General features: G+C 57.9%; 16 protein-coding genes. 3 read left to right on the forward strand and 13 right to left on the reverse strand.

What is annotated here, in order from left to right:
* Positions 1 to 2: 2 nt before the first annotated feature.
* Positions 3 to 1,301 carry an AAA family ATPase gene (locus GLR48_RS26065; RefSeq protein WP_442915788.1) on the forward strand — a complete coding sequence of 433 codons (1,299 nt, stop codon included), beginning with the start codon at positions 3 to 5 and terminating at the stop codon, positions 1,299 to 1,301.
* Positions 1,253 to 2,341 (forward strand): tyrosine-type recombinase/integrase, encoded by a 1,089-nt coding sequence (locus tag GLR48_RS11630; RefSeq protein ID WP_237061567.1) that lies wholly within the window; start codon positions 1,253 to 1,255, stop codon positions 2,339 to 2,341. Before GLR48_RS26065 ends, GLR48_RS11630 begins: the two co-directional genes overlap by 49 nt.
* Here GLR48_RS11630 and GLR48_RS11635 read toward each other — a convergent pair whose 3' ends face one another.
* The 7 genes from GLR48_RS11635 to GLR48_RS11665 form a co-directional block, all read right to left on the reverse strand.
* Positions 2,342 to 3,193, reverse strand: coding sequence for a hypothetical protein (locus tag GLR48_RS11635; RefSeq protein ID WP_237061568.1), 852 nt, complete (start codon positions 3,191 to 3,193; stop codon positions 2,342 to 2,344).
* Positions 3,194 to 3,423: 230 nt separating this feature from the next.
* The gene (locus GLR48_RS11640; protein ID WP_237061571.1) at positions 3,424 to 6,423 is read right to left on the reverse strand and encodes a type I restriction endonuclease subunit R; all 3,000 of its coding nucleotides are present in this window, start codon (positions 6,421 to 6,423) and stop codon (positions 3,424 to 3,426) included.
* Complete coding sequence (locus GLR48_RS11645) at positions 6,420 to 7,328, reverse strand: HNH endonuclease (protein WP_237061572.1); 909 nt, start codon at positions 7,326 to 7,328, stop codon at positions 6,420 to 6,422. Before GLR48_RS11645 ends, GLR48_RS11640 begins: the two co-directional genes overlap by 4 nt.
* Positions 7,325 to 8,617 (reverse strand): hypothetical protein, encoded by a 1,293-nt coding sequence (locus GLR48_RS11650; RefSeq protein WP_237061574.1) that lies wholly within the window; start codon positions 8,615 to 8,617, stop codon positions 7,325 to 7,327. The genes GLR48_RS11645 and GLR48_RS11650 overlap by 4 nt, the downstream gene beginning before the upstream one ends.
* The gene (locus GLR48_RS11655) at positions 8,614 to 10,707 is read right to left on the reverse strand and encodes a type I restriction-modification system subunit M (protein ID WP_237061576.1); all 2,094 of its coding nucleotides are present in this window, start codon (positions 10,705 to 10,707) and stop codon (positions 8,614 to 8,616) included. The genes GLR48_RS11650 and GLR48_RS11655 overlap by 4 nt, the downstream gene beginning before the upstream one ends.
* 28 nt (positions 10,708 to 10,735) lie before the next feature.
* Positions 10,736 to 10,918: a hypothetical protein gene (locus GLR48_RS11660; RefSeq protein WP_237064527.1), complete on the reverse strand. Its 183-nt coding sequence runs from the start codon at positions 10,916 to 10,918 to the stop codon at positions 10,736 to 10,738.
* 142 nt (positions 10,919 to 11,060) lie between these two features.
* Positions 11,061 to 12,185 carry an AAA family ATPase gene (locus GLR48_RS11665; RefSeq protein WP_237061578.1) on the reverse strand — a complete coding sequence of 375 codons (1,125 nt, stop codon included), beginning with the start codon at positions 12,183 to 12,185 and terminating at the stop codon, positions 11,061 to 11,063.
* A gap of 916 nt (positions 12,186 to 13,101) precedes the next feature.
* Between GLR48_RS11665 and GLR48_RS11670 the strand changes: the two genes are divergently transcribed.
* A complete protein-coding gene (locus GLR48_RS11670) occupies positions 13,102 to 14,238 on the forward strand; it encodes a tyrosine-type recombinase/integrase (RefSeq protein ID WP_237061579.1) in 1,137 nt (378 codons plus the stop codon).
* Here GLR48_RS11670 and GLR48_RS11675 read toward each other — a convergent pair.
* The 6 genes from GLR48_RS11675 to GLR48_RS11700 form a co-directional block, all read right to left on the reverse strand.
* Positions 14,235 to 14,582, reverse strand: coding sequence for a PIN domain-containing protein (locus GLR48_RS11675; protein ID WP_237061581.1), 348 nt, complete (start codon positions 14,580 to 14,582; stop codon positions 14,235 to 14,237). The genes GLR48_RS11670 and GLR48_RS11675 overlap by 4 nt on opposite strands.
* A 227-nt stretch (positions 14,583 to 14,809) precedes the next feature.
* Positions 14,810 to 15,274 (reverse strand): helix-turn-helix domain-containing protein, encoded by a 465-nt coding sequence (locus GLR48_RS11680; protein ID WP_237061583.1) that lies wholly within the window; start codon positions 15,272 to 15,274, stop codon positions 14,810 to 14,812.
* A 421-nt stretch (positions 15,275 to 15,695) separates the two neighbouring features.
* Positions 15,696 to 17,999, reverse strand: coding sequence for a hypothetical protein (locus tag GLR48_RS11685; RefSeq protein ID WP_237061585.1), 2,304 nt, complete (start codon positions 17,997 to 17,999; stop codon positions 15,696 to 15,698).
* 71 nt (positions 18,000 to 18,070) lie between these two features.
* Complete coding sequence (locus tag GLR48_RS11690; RefSeq protein WP_237061587.1) at positions 18,071 to 18,790, reverse strand: DCL family protein; 720 nt, start codon at positions 18,788 to 18,790, stop codon at positions 18,071 to 18,073.
* On the reverse strand, positions 18,790 to 21,267 hold the full coding sequence (locus GLR48_RS11695) for an AAA family ATPase (protein WP_237061593.1): 2,478 nt from the start codon (positions 21,265 to 21,267) through the stop codon (positions 18,790 to 18,792). The genes GLR48_RS11690 and GLR48_RS11695 overlap by 1 nt, the downstream gene beginning before the upstream one ends.
* Complete coding sequence (locus tag GLR48_RS11700; RefSeq protein ID WP_237061595.1) at positions 21,260 to 21,484, reverse strand: hypothetical protein; 225 nt, start codon at positions 21,482 to 21,484, stop codon at positions 21,260 to 21,262. Before GLR48_RS11700 ends, GLR48_RS11695 begins: the two co-directional genes overlap by 8 nt.
* Positions 21,485 to 21,578: the final 94 nt, after the last annotated feature.

Genomic DNA, 21,578 nt, shown 5'->3' on the forward strand with positions numbered 1-21,578 from the left:
GAATGTATCTTCAGCAACGGAGAAACAGCATGTCCCATGAAAAATTCCTCGCCCTCGATCTGGTCGCGCAACTGGCGGGGCGGTTCGGCCCCGGCAGCAAAGTTGCGCAGGAAGTGCCTGACTGGATCGAGTATCTGACCAACGTCGAGTGCCCTGAACGGCCCCGCACGCGACCCGGCGCGCCGTGGTGGGGCAAGATCCGCAGGCTGCTGGACGATCTCCGACAGGAGCAGGATACGCATGATAGTAACGCAGTCGAAGCGAATGTTGAGCGCTTCGGCGCCCACTTTGCACTCGATCCTGTCGAAACGCGCCTGCTGGCCTTCTTTGCCTACTATCAGGTGTTCGACATGTTCGAGCACGTCGTCGATCAGGCCCTGCGCACGAAGGAGGTGACGATGCCGCTTCTGGCTGCGGGCTTCTGTGGTGTCGATCAGGCGGCGATAAGAATGGCGCTGCGACAGGCGGGACGGCTGAATACATCCGGCCTTTTGAAGCGAGATACGGGCCGCAGGTTCGACAAGGACATTCCCTATGCGGTGTCGCAGAGGCTGGCGGTGACGATGCTGATCGACGTCAGTGACGTCGACGAACTGATCAATCTGGTATTCCGTGCAGCGCCACCGCCCGTGGCCGCGTGGAGCGACTTCGCAGGGCTCGGTGCAGATGCCGATCTGATCCGCGACCTCATGGAGCGGGCGCTCGCTACCGGAACTGCCGGCGTGAATATCTTGCTCTATGGTCCCTCGGGCACCGGCAAGACCGAGTTCTGCAAGGTGCTGGCCCAGCACCTTGGTGCGCATCTACGAACGATCGGGGAAACTGACGACGAAGGGCAGGAGCCGTCACGCCACGATCGCCTGACCGATCTTGGACTCGCCGGGCGCATGCTGGCCACGCGGCGGGATACGATCCTCATACTTGACGAAATGGAGGATCTCTTCGGAGGGGCGCATTCCGCCTTCTTTCGGGCACCGCAAATGTCCAAGGTCTTCACGAACCGGTTGCTGGAAACCAATCCGATCCCGACACTGTGGACGACCAATTCCATCGATGCCTGTGACCCGGCGTTTCTGCGCCGCATGGCACATATTTCAGGTGATGATCGGTCCCAGCTCCTGCTTTTGCCGGACTCTGTGGACGACTATGTGGGGCCGGACAACGTGGTCCGGTTTATCGACGCATTCGTTGACGGGCTTGATCTGCAAGCCGCTGGCTTCGGACGGGTTCGGGCCCCCTCACACTCGCCTTCTTGCGGTGCGTCCGAACCCCGGGACGCTACTACGACCGGGATGGACTGATCCTGACGGTCAGCCCGGGCGGCGGCAAAAGCTGGAGCCAGCGGATCACGATAGACGGCCGGCGGCGCGATGTGGGCTTGGGTTCGGCCCATCTCATCACTCCAGCCCAGGCGCGCAAAGCAGCCATTACGAACCGGGACATGGTCCGTGCAGGCGGCAATCCCCTTGCGCGTGATGAACGTCAGCCTGAACGCCTGAAAGAGGGCAGGGGCCGTGTTGTCACCTTCGCGGCCTACAACGCCAACCGGTACAGGCGGCTTCGGGCGGTCACTACGCGTCGGGACGAGGCAGAGCGGACTTACGCGAGGATCCGCAAGCATGTGAACCCCGTGATCGGCCGGCGCGCACTGACGACGGTCACGTCAGATGCCGTGGCGGATCTGCTTGAGGCGTTGGCAGAGACAAGCCGCGAGACGGCCCGGTGGGTTCGGGCAGAACTTGTGAAAATCTTCACTGATGCGGAAGCTGAGGGACTGTTAGAGATAAACCCGGCGCGGTCAGATGAAGTGCTGCAGGCACCCGGGCTCGTTCCAGTGCGCGTTGATCAGGCCCACGAATGGCGCGCCCTGCTAAATGCATTGCCGGCCTTTCTTTCTCGCATCGAGCAGGACCCGCGGCGACCGGCCTCGTTCCTGCTGATCCGGTTCTGCCTGCTGACCGCACGCCACCCGATGGAGTGCCGCCTGGCGACATGGTCACAGATCGATATGGCGGGCCGGATATTGCGCTTTCCGGCCATGCAGAAGGCCGGTGGAGTCGTGGCCGAGGTTGCCCTGCATGATGGATTGATCGAGATCCTCAGACGTGTCTCGGGCTTCGCACATGGCGTGACCGAGGGCTACGTCTTCCCGAGCCGCCAAGGCTACGATAAGCCGTTCTCCAATCCGTCGCTCAGCATGTCTTTGAAGCGCGCCGGGTATGACCTTGTGCCGCTGGATTTAGGGCGGGCGTACAAGTGCTGGCGGGAGCAGGAGGGTGGGGGTGATCTGGTAGCGTGGTGGGATAAATTGCGGTCGACAAGTGGCGGAAATAGCAGCTGACTATTGTGCGGCCTTCACGATCGGACGTGGCGGCAAAAGATGTTTTGCGTTGCGTCTTTTTGATGGCGTCTGCCTGGTGTAAGTCGCATTTCTCAATGCCTCGTCGAAATCACCCAGATGGAAACATGCGGCGTCGAGAACTATCTCACAAGCGGTAAACAATGATGATCTGTTTTTGATAGGATTTCCGTGAAAAACCTCGTTCCGCGCATCGCATATGATCATCATGTGATTCTTGAATTGCTGACGCTGCAGGTTCCCGATGGGGCAAAGACTCAGATCGGCGTCGATCAAGTTAAATAGGTGTCTGATAGTCATCTCGTCATAGAACTTTGTCGACGGGCACTCGGCGTCCTCGAGCGTTCTCATCTGTTTTACACTGAATTTGGTGGTTGCAAAAAAGCAGGCACTGACGAAAGCAGAGTTGACGGGGATATTTCTGACTCTCTTTTTCCCATCCCCCTTGGCCAGAAAGTGGGCTTCAGTCTGTCCCGCTTTGACTGCGGACAGGATGTCGCGCCACCAATAGGCATCCTTGAAAAGCTGGGAATATGATTCACTCGCAATCGCACGAAGCGCATTTTCAGTCGCAAAAAGGAAAGGATACAATGCAGCAAGTTCCTTTACCTTTCGCGTATAGGCTTGATGAATGAGGTGCCTCTTGGAACCGGCATTTGCCGTGTCTTTTTCCTTTTCGGCTTGGTGGCACTCTTGGATGGAATCGCGAAGCAACGTGTGGTTTAGGGTCCGCAAGTCCGCTCTGAACTCATCCGTCTCTGCCGTGCCCGGCGTGTAGCACAGGTACGTGCCCAATACTTCGCTCAAGCTGATCTCGCGTTTAAAAATTGTCATGAGGCAGTACGGTCCATCAGGTAATCGTTATCCACGTTGAAGCATTCTGGTTGCTTATGAAGCATCATGGTGCTAACTGAGTCTCACTCGCTTCGTGGCGGCACAAGGGTGCTGCGAGCCTTGGGGTCTTACCCTCGCACTTTGAGAGTCTAAACACCCTATGTAAAAAGCGCAGCTCGTAGCTGCGCTTTTTGCTTATTTGACAGACTGTTGCAAGTGCTGGCACAGCTTTAAGCTGCATTCGACGCTCCGCGCACCGCCCGCTGGAACATCAACGCCATCAACATGTCCCGCGCCTCCTGATCCTGCATGAACGCGTTCCGCATGGCGCCATCGCGCTTGAACGCCGAAATCGCCCGGCGCATGAACTCGGCGTCAAACCGCGGCCGGACATCACGCGGATCGTTGTTGCGCAGCATCTCGGCCCAAGCATCGTCACCCAAGATGTCTTCGTTGACCGCCTCGAAGCGTATGTAATCCTCTTCCGAGAACTCGGTGCCGTGACGCGCGTTAAAGGCGGTGATGATCTCCGTGAGGGTCTTGGACTCCTCTTCGGTGTAGGGGTTGGCGCCGAACCGGTCGATCGGGCTCAAGGGCGCGTTGTCATCCTTTCCTAGGCTGGCATTCTGGGGGTCGCCATCCTTCTGAAGACGGTAGGCGGACATATCTAGCATGTCGTCGGTCACGTCCTCGCCCTGCGGTGCTTGGCGCGTCGGTAGGATCCGTTTCAGCCATGAGCCGTAGACGTGCAGCTTTTCGAGGTTCGTGTCCCCCAGGTTCACGACCTGCGCGATGAAGGAGTAGAAGCGCAGGAAGGACGCCAGCACCTGCCGGAATTCCTCTTGGTCGGCCTCGCTCAAATTCTCGCTGAACCGCGTCACGGCCTGGCGGACGATGCCTTCGAGCACGGGGCGCTCATCGCCCCGCCGGGCCGCTGTCATGAAGCGGTCGACGAACCGATCGATCTCCAGTTGGTCCAGTACGCCGAAGGCCTTCAGACGGGCCTCGAGGTTGTAGACCTGGTTCGGGTCGGAGATGTCTTCCAGCTTGGTGACATTGTAATATGGCTTGAAGGCTGTCTGGATGTCCTCGATCGTGTTGCGGAAATCGAGAATGTAGGTGCGCTCCTTGCTCGGATAGATCCGGTTCAGGCGCGCCAGCGTCTGCACAGCCTGCAAGCCGCTCAGGCGCCGGTCGATATACATCGCCACCAGCTTTGGCTGATCGAAGCCAGTCTGGTATTTGTCGGCCACAACGAGCACGTTGTAGCGCCCGCTGTCGAACTGCTTGGGCAGCTCTGTCTCGCTGAAACCGTTCATGCCCGGCTCCGTATAGCTCTGGCCGTCCAAGGTGATCTCACCCGAGAAGGCGACCAGCGACCGCACGTCCGTATAGCCGTTGTTGGCGATGTAGGCGTTGATCGCCTGGTGCGTGCGGATAGCGTGCTCCCGGCTCGATGTGACGACCATGGCCTTCGCTTGTCCCGCAATCTCGGGCAGGACATGCCGCCGGAAATGCTCGACGATGACCTCAGCCTTCTGGACCATGGACGTTTCATGGAAATCGATGAAGCGAGCCACCTTCCGGGAGGACTTGCGCTCCAGCAGGCGTGGATCCTCGTCGATCGCCTTCTCCAGCTTCGCGTAGGACCGGTAGGTCTGGTAGTTCCTCAGCACGTCGAGGATGAAGCCTTCTTCGACCGCTTGGCGCATGGAGTAGAGGTGGAAGGGCGCAGGCCCGTCATCCCCCATGCGGCCAAACCGCTCCATGGTCACGTTCTTCGGTGTCGCCGTGAACGCCAGGTAGGAGAGGTTGGCCTGCGGACCGCGCAGGCGCTGCAGTTCAAGAAGAGCCTGTTCGGTCGCGTCAATCTCGGCTTCGTCTTCTGTCATCCCACCGTCGGCCAGCACACGCGCCATGCTGTCGGCATGCTTGCCGGACTGGGAACTGTGCGCCTCATCGATGATGATGGCGAACCGCTTGCCATCCTCGTTTCGCAGCACGGAAAGCTGGTCGGTGGCGAACTTGTGGATCGTGGAGATGATGATTTTCGCGCCACGCTCTATGGCGGCCTTCAGTTGCCGCGATGTGCCATCGATGGCAGCGACGTAGCCTGCTGTCCGCGCAAAGGATTTCACCGTCTGCTGCAGCTGGCGATCGAGGATGACCCTGTCTGTCACGATGATGACAGTATCGAAGATGTGGTTGTCCGCGTCGTCATGCAGCGACGCTAAGTGATGCGCCGCCCAGGCGATCGTGTTCGACTTGCCCGAACCGGCCGAGTGCTGGAACAGGTAATTCTGGCCGGCCCCGTTGGCCTTGGCGTCCTGCACGAGCATGCGCACGGCATCGAGCTGCTGGAAACGCGGCCAGATCGTGGTGCGCTTCACGGCACCGCCCGGCTGTTCGACCTCATCGACGAGCACGAAGGTATTAAGGGTGTCGAGGAAAACCTCGCGCGAAAAAGCAGCCTTCCGCGCGCCGAAATCCCGGTAGAGGTAGGCGATACGGAATTCGTCCGCCACGTCCGGGTTGCCGGCGCCGCCGTCGCGGCCGCGGTTGAACGGCAGGAAGCGTGTCTTGCCATTGTTCAAGTGCGTCGTCATCGACACGTTGTCCTGATCCAAGGCGAAATGGACCAACGCGCCGCGCTTGAAGGTCAGCAGGGGCTCGCCGTTCGGCGACCGGTCCTTGCGGTATTGCGTCTCGGCCGTCTGGTAGGTCGACCCGGTTAGTGTGTTTTTCAGTTCCAAGGTGGCAATCGGAATGCCGTTGACGAAGAGAACCACATCGATGGCGTTCTCGTTGCTCATCGCATACCGGACCTGGCGCATGACCGTCAGCAGGTTGCCATCGTAGGCGCGCAGTGTGGTGGGGTTCAGGCCAGACGTCGGCTTGAAGGCGCAGAGCGAGATCTTGATGCCCGGGACAATCGTGATGCCCTGCTTCAGGACCTCCAGCGTGCCGACGGCCTTCAGGCGCGCCTCAACCTGGCGGGTCAGCGTTTCTTGTTCCTTGCCGGGATACTGGTCACAAAGGCGCTTCCAAGCGTCAGGCTGCGTCGTACGGACAAAGGCAACCATCATCTCCGGGTCGAGAGCCGTCCTGCGGTCGAAGTCCGTGTAGGGGCGTTCCTGCCAGCCATGACGGCTCACAAGCTGGTCGACGAGGTGGATTTCGACGGCCTCTTCGGTATGGAGCTTTTCGCGGGAAATGGCGGGGCTGGTCATAATTGGCTCAACTTCGCAAACTGGTTGGCGTGAAAATCAAGAGCGGCGTGGGCAAGCCTGTGCCGTACGACGCGGCCTCGCAGCTTCGCATAGAGAGATCGATCAAGCTTTGGGGAAACCAGAACCTGTCCTGATTCAGCATCGATGCTCAGCAAGAAGAGATCAAAGAGCGCGTGTATATCTCGGCGAAGCAGAAGGCTGTTGTCAGCGCGCTCAAATTCGACCGCACCCGTGTGCGGAATGACATGCGCGGCCTCTAACACGTCGGGAATATTCGTTCTGGTGAAAACACAACGGCCGTCATGTCGTTCGATGGCTGCCTGTCTGAAGGCAGCTTGGCCCGGGCGCGGTTTGATCAGCGCCGCCTTACGTTCCTGTAACGCCGTCTCGATGTTTTGCGCCTCATCGCGCAGTGCCTCAAGTAGGGAATCCTTCCCCGTGCGCTCACCGAGGCCGCCCGCCCCATCAATCAGGCCTTCGACCGTTCCCACGTCATTCTCTGAAAGCGCCCAGATACGTTCGTGGCGATAGCGTTTCATTTCGACGACCAGCGGCGAAGAAGGCAAGGTTGCATGAGCACGATCCATGGAAATCGCTTTTTCCAGCAACACAAGATCCGAGGTCGCGATGCGGTAGCTGTCCGCTTCCGCGGATATCGATTTTATCAACGCGACTGCAGTCAAACCGACACCACGGCTTTTTTCAGAATGTTCGTTCACCCATAGGTAGATTTGATCGCGGGCAACCGGCTCCGGTCCAACTGTCCCGTCGACATACTTAGATGGGGAAGACGCGATCCGCTTGGCGAAGAACTCGCCGGACTTCCAGTCATCGATCGATGTGGGGACATTGATCCCGCCGGGGCAACGGGTGTCGCCGTTGATCTTGAGGATGAAGGTATTCATGCGTGCATCTCATCTTCGATCTGGTCGAGAATTGTCGCGGTTGCGTCGGCCTTGCCGTAGGTGTCCACATCGATCTGGCCGGTGACGGCAGCGGCAATCAGTGCGGAGCGGTATTCACGCAGGCGATCGATTGATGTTTGAGTGGCTTGCGTGATCGGGAAAATGGAACGCGTGATGCGCTCCAATTTGGTCATCCGACGTTCCTGTTCATCTTTGTCGATGAAAGGAAAACGGAAGTTTGCGATCTGATCACTGCTGATATGCGGGACGCTCACGCCAGTCAGGATCGGCTCAAAATAAGCGATAAACTTTCTGCTCTCGATGATGGCCTTCAAGAAGCGGACGCTCAACGTTGAGCGAGGTGCGATCTTACAGACACGCTGAAGCAGCAGACAAGGAAGGTCATCCTCAGTAATTTCTGCAACTCGGATGCCTCCCGAAATCCACGGACGATCCATACCCATGACAATATCACCTGCATTCAGTTCAAATCTCTGAAGACCAGCAATATCTGCCTTCGGCCAATAGACGACATCATCCCAACGCACCTCGTTCGCCCCGACGTTCGCTCCACGAAGAAGGCGGATATCATTCGGGTTCTCGCTAAAATTCGTGCTGGCAAATGCATAACCTGGCAGGATCGAAATGTGATGGCCAAGTTTGGTGGAGGGGCCTTGTCCCCAAAGCAATTCTTCTCGCGCTGCGTCACCACGCTCCTGAAGGAGACTTACCAAACGTTCCTTTTTCAAGATCAGCTCATCAATCCGCGATGTTTCGCAGTCGAGGAATGCGGCGATCCGCTTTTGGGTGGGGAGGTCGGGTCGGTAAATCCATTCATTCGGGAAATCTGAAAACTTCACCGATTGGCGCACACCTCCGCCGATGGAGTAATAGTATTTCGCAAGGTCAAGCGCGAGAAGGGAATAAAACCAGAATTTCGGATCGTTGTCTCGAGCCACATGTAGTGCGTCGTAGGCCGACGTGATGATACCGCGTTCCGTTGCCAGGCCTTGGCGCAGGCTGCGCTTATCATTTTGCAGGTCAGTTAAGCGCATGACGATGTCGCCCGCTTCAATAACTTGATAGGTTTCAAAGCTCTCAGGCAGCAATCCGCCATCAGCATTAATGTCTTTGGGAATAATGCGGCCGTAGCTGAGGGAAAGAAGGTTATTGTCCACCATACCGGAATTTTTATTACCTCGGCGAACGTTTAGTGTTCGGTGAAGTTTGTCGAGGGTCCAGCCTTCAGGTCTCTTTGCGGAATGGACGCGTTGCTGCAACGTCATCACGCCACCACCTCCTTCAGCAGTCCGGCAATCTCCGCCTCCAGCGTTTTCAACTCAGCATCGATCTCGGCCAATGGCCGCGGTGGCACATACTGGTAGAAATATCGGTTAAAGTTGATCTCGTATCCCACGCGGCCCGGGCCGCCATCCCGCGGATCGGTGTGTGATGTATCCACCCAGGCATCTGGCAGGAAGGGTGTGACCTCGCGCGCAATATAGGCTTCCCAGTCCTCCCCCAGCGGCACCAGCTCGTGATCGCGCAGCTTGGCGTCGGCCTCGACATTGCCCTTGGCATCCAAGCAGACTTCCGCATCCTGGTCGCTGTCGCCGAAATATGAAACGATCGCAGTGACCATCGGTTTGGGCAGCTTGCCCGTGACCTCATTATCGTCCTTGGCGGCAACCTCCAGCTCTTCGATGAAAGCATCACGGCTCATCCAGACGGTCCCGGATTTCTCGTTCGCCCCGGCCTTCTCCGTCAGCCACATCAGCAGAAACCTGGCCTGGTCCGCCGTCTTGGCCTTCAGGACGTCCTGGACGCCTTTCAGATAGAGGGTCGGCGCGCCGTGAATTTCCTTCAATGGCGTGACCAATGGGTTCAGCTTATCAAGCGTGACCTCGACCTTGATCTTCAGCGGCCGCTCCACGCGGATTTCACGATACCCGAAATCGGTCGTCTTGAAGATCTTTGACACATCGCCGAAGCCCGCGTCGCCGTTCAGATACTCGCCGTAGATGCGCACGATCTCGGCCCGGGCGTCTTCGCCGATCTGGCGCCTCTTGGAGCCTAAAGACTTTCGCATGGCCTGCCAGAACCGCGCGCTGCTGGCATCGATCAGCTGCACCTTGCCGCGACGCTCGACGGCTTTCCGGTTGGTGAGGATCCAGATGTACGTCTGGATGCCGGTGTTGTAGAAGATGTCCGTCGGCAGGGCGATGATCGCTTCAACCAGATCGTCTTCCATCAGCCAGCGGCGGATCTCGCTCTCGCCTGATCCAGCCCCGCCGGTGAACAGCGGTGAGCCGTTCATGACGATGCCGATCCGCGATCCGTTTCCGTCATCGCGCATCTTGGACAGCATGTGCTGCAGGAACAGGAACTGGCCGTCGGAAATCCGCGGCAGGCCGCCGACGAAGCGACCCTCATCGCCATCATCTTCACGCTCTTCACGGATCATGTCAGCGTATTTCTTCCAGTCCACCCCGTAGGGCGGGTTCGAAAGCATGTAGTGGAACGTCTCATTGGGGTGGGCGTCCTGCGTCAGCGTGTTGCCGAAGGCGATGCGCGAAGCGTCGTGCCCCTTCACAAGCATGTCCGACTTGCAGATCGCATAGGACTCGCCGTTCAGCTCTTGGCCGAACAGATCGACGTTGAGGCCCGGGTTCATTGCTTTCATGGCCTCTTCAGCCACCGACAGCATGCCGCCAGTGCCACAAGCCGGGTCGTAGACGCGGCGGATGATGCTCTTGCCGGAAAGGGCGTCGTCGTCGTTCGCCAGCAGCAGATCGACGAGCAGATGGACGACCTCGCGCGGGGTGAAATGTTCACCGGCCGTCTCGTTCGAGATTTCCGAGAAGCGGCGGATCAGCTCCTCGAAGAGATAGCCCATCTCGAGATTGGAGACCTCGTCCGGATGGATCGGCAGCTGGCTGAAGCGGTCGAAGACCATCCAGAGCGAGCCCTTGTCGTCCAGGTCCTTCAGGATCTCCGTGAACTTGAATTTCTCGATGAAGATGTCGCGCACGTTTGGGCTGAAGCCTGTCAGGTAGTCGACGAGGTTGGCGCGCAGTTGCTCGGCATCCTGCTGTCGGAGGCTGGCGAACGTGAACCGGCTCTGGTTGTAAATCTGCCCGCCGGCCTGCGCCACATCCGTCAGGATGGTCATGCGCATTTGATCGTCCATCTCTTCCGGCAGATCCGCCGCCGCATCAAGGACGTCTTGCTTCGTGGCTTCCAGGAGGCAGTCGAGGCGCCGCAGAATTGTGAAGGGCAGGACGATCTTGCCGTATTCGGATTGCCTGAAATCACCACGGAGTAATTCAGCGATCGACCAGATAAAGGCCGCATGGTTGTTTAGTGTATCGCGGCTCACGCATGGCCTCCGGTTGGGTTTCGTTCTGTCACTCCGACGCGCCGCCGGTCTTTTCAAGGTGTGCTTCCAGCAGCGTCGCCGCCAGCCGAAAGCCGTCCACTTGGCTCATGCGATGCTTGGCGCAGAGCGCCTTAAAGGCCCACTTCTCATCCTCGGTAACCTTCAAGTTCACGTTCGCCAGCTTGCTGCGATCGTCTGTCATCTTGTTCATCTCCGTCACGATACAGCTCTTCGATCATTCTTCCAAGCACGAAAGCAAGAAAAGACGAAGGTAAGAACAGCGTTGACCACATGTATCTCGTCTTGTCCATTATCATCCACGGCGCGGCCGTTCGCGCAACCGTTGCCGGATTTCAATGCAACATCGGCCGCGCCTCCATTGCCTCGGCCCTTTCAAGGGCGCGCAGTGCGGTGCGTAGGCTTGGCGCTGTCTGGCAGGTCGCTGCTCGCTGAAGGGCGATCATTGCCGCATCCAGGCTCGGGGCGCTCAGGTTGCGGCGGGCGCCTTCCTTCATGGTGAAGTCGATGACCTGTGCGATGGTCAAGGCTGGCAGGTCGATGATGGTTACCCGGCTGCGCAACGGCGCAGGGAGACGCGATGCATCGTTGGCCGTCAGGATCCACGAGATCCAAGACATGTCGAACGGCAGCTGGAAGTAGGGGCACTGCCACGACTGGCTGCTCTCGCGCTCGAGGAGCGACAGCAAACCTGACGTCATGTCATATGCGCCGCTACTCTGCGACATCGTTCGGCCGGCCTTCTCAATCTCGTCAACGACGAAGACGGGGTTAGCAACCATGGTCCTCAGGATCAGATCCAATGGTTTGCCGGATGCGGCACTACCCCAACCCTTCTGCGTGCCGACCAAGGCGAAGCTGGAGGGCTCGGATGTCGCCTCGATGATGCCTGTCGGCACACCGATCAGCGACCCGAGCTTTCGTGCCCATGTTGTCTTCCCGATGCCTGGAGGGCCGACCAGCAGCAGGGGCGGGATGCGAACGCCCTCGGTGCCGCGCCCGACAGACAAGCGGAGCGCCTGCCAGACGGCATCGGTCGCCGGCGCGAGCCAAGGGAATTCATCATGCAGTGCACCGGCGATCTCGTCAGGGGCTTGAGCATCGCGGAGAGGCACCAGACGCATGCCTTGGCTGGCCGGGAGGAGGCGCTTGATCTGATCGTCGACGAGGTGGGCACAGTCCGTCCGGGCGTTGATATGGGCAACCACCCGCCGTGCCCTCTTGGTGATCATCGCTAAATGCGCCTCCGTGAGGCGACTATTGGGCGGCGGCTCATCCCAATCGGGGCAGGTGACCTCGCCATCAAAGTCCTTGTCCAGCGCGAGTGCCTCGAACGGTGACCGCTGCGCGGCATGGCGTTTGCGGTATGCCGTCAGGAATTTCGTAAATCGGGTTTCCAGGGTGTCGACCATGTTGCGGGGCGCAGGCAGCGACGCCCGAACGAATGTGAAAGATTTCATGGGCATGTCCATCATGGGTGTGGTGGGTCCGGACCGAAGCCTGCCGTGCAGCCCTGCGGTCCACTCATCTACGTGCATCGCGGCGCGACGGTGCCCGAGCAGGCACGGCACGCGCGATCAGCGTATGCGGCGACGCAATGTGCAGCGGATGCGAGGAGTCTGGTCAATGAAAGTCATGCGGGTCATCAGTCGTGTGAAATTTGCACAGGCCGTGGAAATGCTCCCAGTCGGGCGCGCTCAGCGTCGTGCAGGTATGAGTGTAATGAAACCAAGCATGGCCGATATTCATGCGGATCGCCGGCGGCCGCGTCAAGCCTGATTATTTTTCGACCAAGCGCTGATTGGCGATATGCGGCGTTGCGGATCGGCCGCGTCAATGTCCCGGACAAATTTAAGAGGCCAAAAGAAAGAATGCTTGCTTTCGTCTTTAAGGTGCCGCATGAATCTCTCCATCTCAGAGAAAGACTTCGCCATGATACCTGTTCATCACGTACCCAGCCGCGTTCGCGCCTGACCTCTCGTTGAACAGCGGGTGGCTGGCCCCCCCGATATGACCGGAGCCAGCCATGTATCCTGAGACCTACGATCGCACGATGAGCCGACATGTTTCCATACCTCAGGCACCCTGCCTGAGCGGCGGGACCTGATGCGTCGGCCTGCGAACTTCTGACCAGACAAACCCATCGGCCCGCCTGACCTCTTCTTTAGATCGGGAACATCAACGTGTCGAATATCCATCACATTCATGGCGGAGCGGCGCCGTCACCACAGCCAAAGAGCCGTGGTCCGTACCGCAAGGAGGCGACGGCTGCCGATATCACCCGCGCGATCCGTGCTGCCGAGATGGCGGGTTTGACAGTCTATAGCTTCAGCGTGGAAGGCGAGAGCGTTCAACTTCAGACCAGGCCTGGTCAGGATGCGATTGGTTGCAAAGCCTCGTTGGCTGACGACTATTTTAACCGTCGTGGCTAAACTCAGGGTGCAACTCAAGGGCGTCCATCGCGTCCGCAAGACGCTCGCCGGCGGCACATTGGTCGAGTACCACTATGCATGGCGCGGTGGTCCCCGGATTTGGGATAAATCGATGGCCTATGGCCAGAACTCGATCGAATACGTCGAGGCCTTCCGGCATGCCACTATGGCGCGCACGGTGACGAAAGGGACGTTCCAAGACATCATCAATGAATTCTTTGGCTCAAGTGAGTTTGCCAAGCTGGGAGACCGGACGAAGAAGGATAATTGGGGCAATGTCGCTCGCAAGGGTGGCATCGAGGAGGAATTCGGCAAGGCTCCGATTGCTGCATTCGAGGACAAGCGGATCCGACAGGAGATCCTACGATGGCGTGACAAGTTCACGTCTGGAACAGGCGACAACCTGATGTCCACGATGCAGCGGATCGTCTCTTTCGCCCACGAACGGGGTCTGCTTTCCGAGCATTACTTGCTGAGGATCAAAAAGCAGGTGAAGTCGAACCGGGCCAGCATCATCTGGACACAAGCGGAGATCGATCTGATGGTAAAGGATGCCCCTCGCTATGTGAGCAGGATTCTGATCGCAGCGGTAGAAACCGGATTGCGTCCGGGTGATCTGCAGATGCTACAGCGATCCGATTTTCAGAAGTCAAACAGCAATGACGGGCGCATCATTTTGAAAACGCGGAAGAGCCGCGGCAAAAACTATGCTACAGTGCCAGTCAGTTGGCGTATGGCCGCTCTGATTGCGAAACTTCCGTTTGACCAAGGCCGGATTATCACTGCCGCAGATGGCAAGGATTTCGAGAATTCGGATTCAATGGGCCGTGCGATCACAGAGTGGCGGGATCGCCTCGGGATCCGAAAGGAATTACGCTTGTACGATGCCAGGGGCACTGCCGTCACAAGATTGCTCAGGGCGGGATGTAACCTTGCTGAGCTCGCAAGTCATATGGGGTGGGGTTATCAACACGCAGCACAGATGGTCGAAAAGTATGCGGCACTTGACCCGGACATGACGGATGGCGTTCGGGAAAAGGTAGAACGGCGGGAGAGGCTTGACGCAGAGAAGGATTCCTAAAGGAACTCGATATCAACGCGCGCCGCTGCAGCCAGCTTCGGCAAGCCAGACTTCGTAAGGTCCAAGATGAACTCTGCCGTCGTGAACGGGGGGGCTTGGTACATTTTCCTGACCATCCTAAGCGACCGGGCGCCGTCCGACCTGAACAGTGTATAAGTATTCACCAGGAAGTCGTCAGCCGTCAGGGCTTCAATGTCGTATTCCTCAAGCTTGTCTGCGGGGAAGTCTCGCAGGTTCTCCGTCACAATGACCTGGGCGCCAGAACGGATTGCAGCCGCGAGGACATGTCGGTCATTTCTATCGGGCAGTTCAATTACGTCTATGAACGGCTCATGACCTGTCACCAGGCAGTCATCGAAAACCTTGCGGATAATCGCCTCCTGTTTCCTTACGCTGCCCTCGAACTAGGGCTTGGTACTGATCACGCTCCGCGTCCACTCATCGAGGATCTGGTTCGTGAAACGCGCCCTGAACAGTCCCTCCTGGCAGAATGTCAGTAGGACGTCCCGCACCCGGTACGGGTACAAGACATTGGCGTCGAGAACGGCCACAAAGGGGTTCGACCTGAAGCTCATCCGCGGTCGAATTCCTGTCCCAGCCGCGCAAGCTCGTTGAGGCCGGCGCTGCGCGCCGCGTAGCGCTTGTCTCGATACGCCATGAGGGCGGACAGGGGGACGCGTCTGTGCTTGCCGACTGGCTCGAAGGCGATCTCACCCTCCTTGAGGAGCTTCGTCAGATGGGGGCGCGACACGTTCAGCATGTCAGCCGCTTCCTGCGTCGTCAGCATCGTGCCGACTGGCACCAGCGTCACCATGTTGCCGCTGGCTACGTGGCCAAGCAGCTCGATGATGAGCTCGCCCACGGCAGGCGCGATGTGGACGTCTTGGCCATCCTGACCGGAAACCCGGAGGACCCCATCGATGTCCAGAGCAACGGCGATCGCCGTTGCAGCGTGTGCGGCGCTGTCAATCTCTTCTGCGGTGGGCAGCCTTGTGTTGAGGCCCGCCGCATCGGCCTGGTCTCTCGTGTCAGTCATTTTGGTTCTCCCTAACCTTGAGACAGATATGGCTGTGATACGTATCTCAGGCAAGTGTAATAGGAGAAACAACTGAAATAAGTGTAACGACGTGTTTTGAGCGAAGGGTTGTCGAGACCGGACAGGCGATCCGGCAGGGGAGGCCTTCGAGTATCCGGTCTGGACTTGTTCCATTGATGCGGGGGTGGCACCGAGTTATGTCTAAAGAAAAGCCCATTCAAGCCGGACGTAAGTGGAATCTGCAGCGGCAATTTGTTTCCAGCCCTCTGTACCGAATGCCGTTCCGCAGCATTTTGCAAAAGCAGAAAAAATTGTTCTGCGCGAACGACCAACAACGGCCGTTCAGATCCTGGAGATGCCGCGAGGCGGCATTCACTAAAGTGGCCACTCAGAGGAGCAGGTCGACGCCCAAAAAGACCATTTAGCGATCTACGTCGTCGAAAATTGCCTGGATGTTCGAGCGTGCGCTGGCGGCTCGGCCGACCGGCGTTTCCACTCGATCTTCGACATCAGGGTCGCGGGTCTCATTCAGGTCCTCAATTGCCTTTCCGATAGATATTCGTCCACTATCAATCTTAGCTCGATCAGGGTCGTCAATCGGAAGCGCATCCTCGAAACCACTCAAAAAATTTGACAACTCATCGAAGTGACTATCCGGGTCGCTACTCTCGCAATTCGATTTCCAATCAGAAATATGGGTGTCAATTTGATTAAGAACGTCTCGTCTTGCTCGTTCGAGAAGATTGTCAAACTCGGCATCGGTCAGGAGCGACCGAAGAGACTCGTCGCAGAAAACACCACCATCAGGGACCGAAAGAGTCGTATCGACAATGTGTTCTACGAGGCTGAGGCGCTTTTCGTCGGGTAAAAGTTCCGCCTGATGCAGCTTCGCCAATAGTCGATTTTCGGAGGAGTACGCCATGAACGCACCAGGGCGGAGATCGAGAACATTCGGCACCTGATCTACAACCATACGCAAGAACGCATCGTCGCAGCGTTGACCGAGAAAATAGCGGATGCGGTAGTCAATAGGATGGACGAGCAAACGATTGAGAAGCGCCGGGTACAGTGTAGGGCCGACGCGGACGCTTGCGCCACGCAACTCTACCCCGCCGCACACGACCTCCTCAAGCAACCGTTCGAATTTCGCGCCACGCAGGTAAATTTCGGTCAGTTCGGGTGAATTGGCTACGAGTGCAGCATAGGCATCACCGATAGTTGGGTGCTTGAAGGTCCATTTTGGTCCCTCTGTTGTATCGACAAACAGAGCAAGGCTGCCGCGAAGTGAATCCAGCGCAAGCCGGATTTCGGCAGCGGTGACGCCCAAGAGCTCCGTGATTAATGCTATACGGTCGTCATTCTCGATTGGTGACGCGAGTTGCCCGCCGTGCATGAAAATGAGTGCGACTGCGGCCGCTTCGCCGCGATCGAGATTACGCAGAACGTCTTTTAGGAAGTCGACGGGTCGCCGTGCAAAATCGAGCAAGCCCTCCTCTCCAAGTGTCACTTTCGCCGTGAAGAATGCGGACCCAAGGCGACGAGCTGTCTCAGGAAGAAAAGACGCATCTTCAGCAACTTTCGCCAAATGAGGCTTAATTGCCTTTTTAAACGCAGCGGGTTGATCACCACGTTTTATGTGATTGTACAGGATTTGTGCCTTCTCTGAGGTTGCCAAGCCTTGGACGTTGATGACCACCTGGGATTTGTCGAGAAGTGGAAATGCGCTGGTTTTGAGATCGCGATAAGCTGATCGCCAGATGTAGGTGCGGGATGTCAGCAAAAAGCGGGCGCCCTTACGCAGCGCGGCGGCCATCAGGGGCATCTGCCGATTCCAGCCATCGGCAATATGGCGTTGGTACTGAGTGGCGCCGAACGCATCATCTATCCAGAAGAACTGCTTTGGGTCAGCGGGATTCCAATGCCGCATTATATCTTCAGGACTTGTTATGCGGATAGTCGGCGCGTGCCAGTGATCAAGCGCTCCCAAAGCAAGGCTCGCGGCGATAGTCGATTTCCCGGAAGCTGGATCCCCAAGCAGCAAGACAAAATTATGATCTAGTAGCGCGTCCACGCTCTGACGATGTGCATCTGTAACAACGAAACATGCCAGATCGTCCCCAAGCGCGCTTAAAATAGCCCGAGATTGCGCATAAGACCGCTCGTCAAGGATCTGGGAAAGGTCTCCCAATCCATAGACCCTCGGCACCATTACCCGTAGCCGTGAAGATTCCCGAATTTGCTGCGAGATCCAGTCACGGCCAAGAATGACGCAGTTCTTCACGCCCACCGCTTCGAACGCCGCAGCGATCGCGTCGGCCTGCAAGCCCGATACGCCGTGGTTTGTGAGAAGGATGTAGTCTTCAGCCAACCCTCTGGCTGCGAGCCCTCCGGCCTTGCTCAGTTCGCCCTTCACCGCGCTCAGGCTTAGCGGCGCATCCGCTTTGCTCGTAAATTTGCACTGGATTGTCGAGCGACCGGCTGAATCTTTATTTGACCAACGGCCGAGAAATGCACCATCTCGCCCGCCATCCTTTGAGGGCAGAAATGTCTCAACAGACCGCTTCAGCACTTCCTGAGCGATTGCTACGCACAGGTCTTGAAATGACTTCCAACCTAAAGTGTGAAGAGCATAATCGATTTGTGGTCCTTGCGCTGATGGCGACGATGAGCCGTCCACCTGTGTAGGGTCCGTTACTCGTTTCGCTTCCTCTTCATTGATTTCCAAAGAGACCTCTATTTTTAAGCGCTTAACTTAGCTAACTGGACGGCCATCCAACCCAAAATCCTCAGACAGCGTCATTGGGTCAAGGAGACACGCCCGTCTTTCAGACGATGTCGGCTCGCTTGTGCCAGATTGACGGTCTTACAAACGAGATCGAGCCGCGCCAAAGACGTGTGGTACAACCGAAACGCCTCGGACAACGTCTGGTCGGTCACCTCTGGGGAGACTTGATCGTCCTGCCCGGCCGTAAGCGGAACGTCGTCGAGCGATATGCCCCGACCGCAAAGAAATGTGGTCACGATTACCTCGAATGTCATCGGTGGGCGATGATCCATATGGGCATCTTCTCGGGTGATCCGCTCACCCGTCGCTGCGCAAGTAGCGTTGCCGTTGGCGTCGCCATGCTTCGCGAAGAAAGCGTCTCGGGCTTTATACAGATCAAATCGCACGGCCCGGCGAAACGCTTGCGACACCTCCTGCTTACGGCTGGGCGGCCGCTGTGTGATGCAGTGCGGATAGGAGAAATCCGTACCGCTGCCGTCCGTCCGGATGATGCGGAAACACTGCGTGCCATGTTCAGTCATCATCACTTGGAAGTGGCTGACGCCGCAGCCGACTTTCGCGACATATTCCGTATGCCGTTCGAGCAAAGCCGCGACGTCCAGAGCATCCTCGTCGTTGACTCGTTCACCTGGACGGTAGCGGTTCAGCATCGCCTTGAAGAAAGCCGTCGCGGCGCCTTGCTTTTCAAAGCTGCGCGTTGCCAGCTCGACGGGTTTCGATCGCCCTCCCACTATGCTGCTCCCGCGGCTGCGAACTCGAACTGGGTCTCACATCCGCCATGCGCGCATACTGGCTTCTTCAACGTGAGGGGCCGCTGGAATTTCGTGCGGCTGCATTTCTTGCAGGCGAACTGGCTGCGGAACGTCTTGAACTCATCCCATCGTGCCTTTTCGTCGCCAATCGAGCCATCGCCGTAAGGGACGTCCTGAAAATGGCTCCCAAAGTTTTCGATCGTGCCTGTTGCAAGGCTCGCGAGGAAACGGTTGTTCACGCCGGGCACCAGCGCCGGTTCCAGTTTCGCGTCTTTGAGCAAACCGCCGAGCGCAGATGCCAACTCGCTACGCTCATAGGAATAGGCCTTCTCCAGCGGTCGGATACGGACGCTGACGCCGAAATCACGGCATATGCCGAGCAGCCATTCCTCTTCGGCTTGGCGCATTTCATTGGCCGCCGACTGCCCGTCCGCCCAGCGCGTCTCGATCATGTCGTCGCTGACCTTGTGGTCAGCGAATCTTGGCCCTGAAGCGGGGTCGAGGCTAATGATGCGGGTGAAATGCCACGTCTTCGCTTCGAGTTGGTCCTTTAGATAGTTGAAGAACCGTTCGTCATGGGTGGTGATGAGGACTTGGCAATCGCCGAACATGGTGGCGATCAACCCGGCAATGGTGCGGCGATGATCGGCATCGTAAGACGTGACAATATCGTCCAGCGCGATGATGGGTGCGTCAGCGTTGAACTGCTTGATCGCCGCCATGCGCAGCGCCAGCGCCACAGAATGGATCTGGGAATCGCTCAAATAGCCGCCCGGCTGTACACCGGTCCGGTTCGCAGCAAAATCGATCAGCAGATTGAGGCGTTGCTGATTGCTATCGTCTTCCCCCGGTAGCTCCAGCCGGATCGGCTTGGCGCCCGCGCCTTGGATCATCTTGTAGATGTCGTTCATTGGCGTCTGGAGCTTATTGAGCAGCGCCTGGACCTTTTTGCGGATTTCTGCCGAGATCGTTGCCGCCTGCGTCGTAAGCGCCTCAGACAACTTCCCTAACTCCTCGCTTGTCCGCAGCGCCAGATTCCGTTCGCCTTGTAGCTCCAGCAGGCGATCAATCTTCGCTTTAGTTTTGAGATAGGTGTGATCCCCTTGCTTCGCCTCGATGTCGGAAATGGCTTTATCGAGGGTCGTCAGCAATTTGGAGATCGAGGCGACAATGCCATCGGAGGCTGGCGCGGCACTTTTCGCCCAAACTGCGACGCAAGCCTGATACTCGACCAGCTCGCCTTTAAGCGCCGTGTCACTATCGCCAAGCAAGCCAATCAGTCCCGGCAGCGACGCCACCAGTTGGGTATGGGCGTTGGTCGCCGCCGTCTTAGCATCATCACGCATCTTCTTGGCTGCTGCGTAGTCGGCCAGTTCTTCGAGATGTTTGGCGACGTGATCTCGGATCGCTTCTGCGCTGCTAGCCGCGGTGTCCGCGATAGGTGTGAGGCAGACTGGGCAAACCTCTGGTATCGGCGCGCCTTCGGCGAATAGCGGTTCAGCGGCTTTCCAGAGTGCCTGAAACACGGCTCCAGCCGCCTTGTCGCGCTCCTCTGCTTCCTTGCCTTCGGCCGTCGCAAGCGTCGTGACGGCGGAATCGAAGGTAGGAACTGCGCCGCTGACCACGGTTTCACCGCTATCGGCGTCAGTCGTCTCCAGCCACAAGCTGGCAGCCGCGCTGCGGATTTGCCGTAAGCCGGCGAGTCCGATCTTGTTCTCCTCCGCTTTGGCGCGCACCTCCAATTCGACATAGGCCGGATCAAGCGTGGCTAGGGCGGAGAAGACGAGCGCCGGGTCAAGCGGCGTGAGGATCACCATATTGGCGTGGGAGAGAACCATTGCTGCGTCCCATATTTTGACAGCCTGGCTCGTCTCCTTGGCGATCTGAGTATCAACACGCTGGAGCGCTGTCTCGTCTTCGGCAGCGGTCTTGATCTGCGTGCGCAATGAACGAAGGTTCTTCTGGACATCGACCAGCGGGCCGAGTTGCAGCCAATTGGCGACATCCGCGTAACGTTGCTCGGCCGTGTGGATTTCAACAAATGTGCGGAGTGCGTGGCCGCGAATGATTGGCGGCACCGCAAAACAAGCATTGATGGTGGTCGCCACAGGCGGGATCGGCCGCTTTGCACCTGCCGCCGCGCGACTTCCACTCGTGATATCCTTGCCTGAGACGATGCCGATCGTCACGGTCGGGGAGATTTTTGCTTCTTCGGCAAGGTTGTGCGCCAAAGCGAACGGACCGGCCTGATTATTGATGGCGCGCTGGCCGAGCCGTTCAAGCGTGCCGTCCTTGGACAGTATGAACTCAAGTGCATCGATGACGCTTGATTTACCTCTCCCATTGGGCGCGAAGATCGCCAGACATCGCTTCTTGCTGAAATCGAAAGTCTTCGGCTGGAGATAGGCCCGGAAGCCAGTCAGGCCCAACGACTGGAAAAAATATGGATCAGTCATTGACCACCTCCGTCTTCGACGGGTCCGCTCGCTCGGAGGCGAGTTTCAAAATGGCGTCCTTAGCTTGAACAACGGCATTCTGCGCAGGAGTGGCTTTTAGAACGTGTTTCGTCAGGACTCCAGCAAGGTTCCTATCAACACCTTCCTTGACAAGTCTCTCACCCAAGGCGTCGAGAAACTCTTCGGGCGTCTCAGATAGCTTTGCCTCATCATCCATGATCGCCGTCTACTACATTTTCCGTCGTACCTTAGGTGACATTTTTCATTCTGGAACCCCCTCCAGTATTTTACTTGCCGCGCCCACTGATGGG

It is taken from the genome of Loktanella sp. M215 (assembly GCF_021735925.1).
In the GTDB taxonomy this organism is placed as follows: Bacteria; Pseudomonadota; Alphaproteobacteria; order Rhodobacterales; family Rhodobacteraceae; genus Loktanella.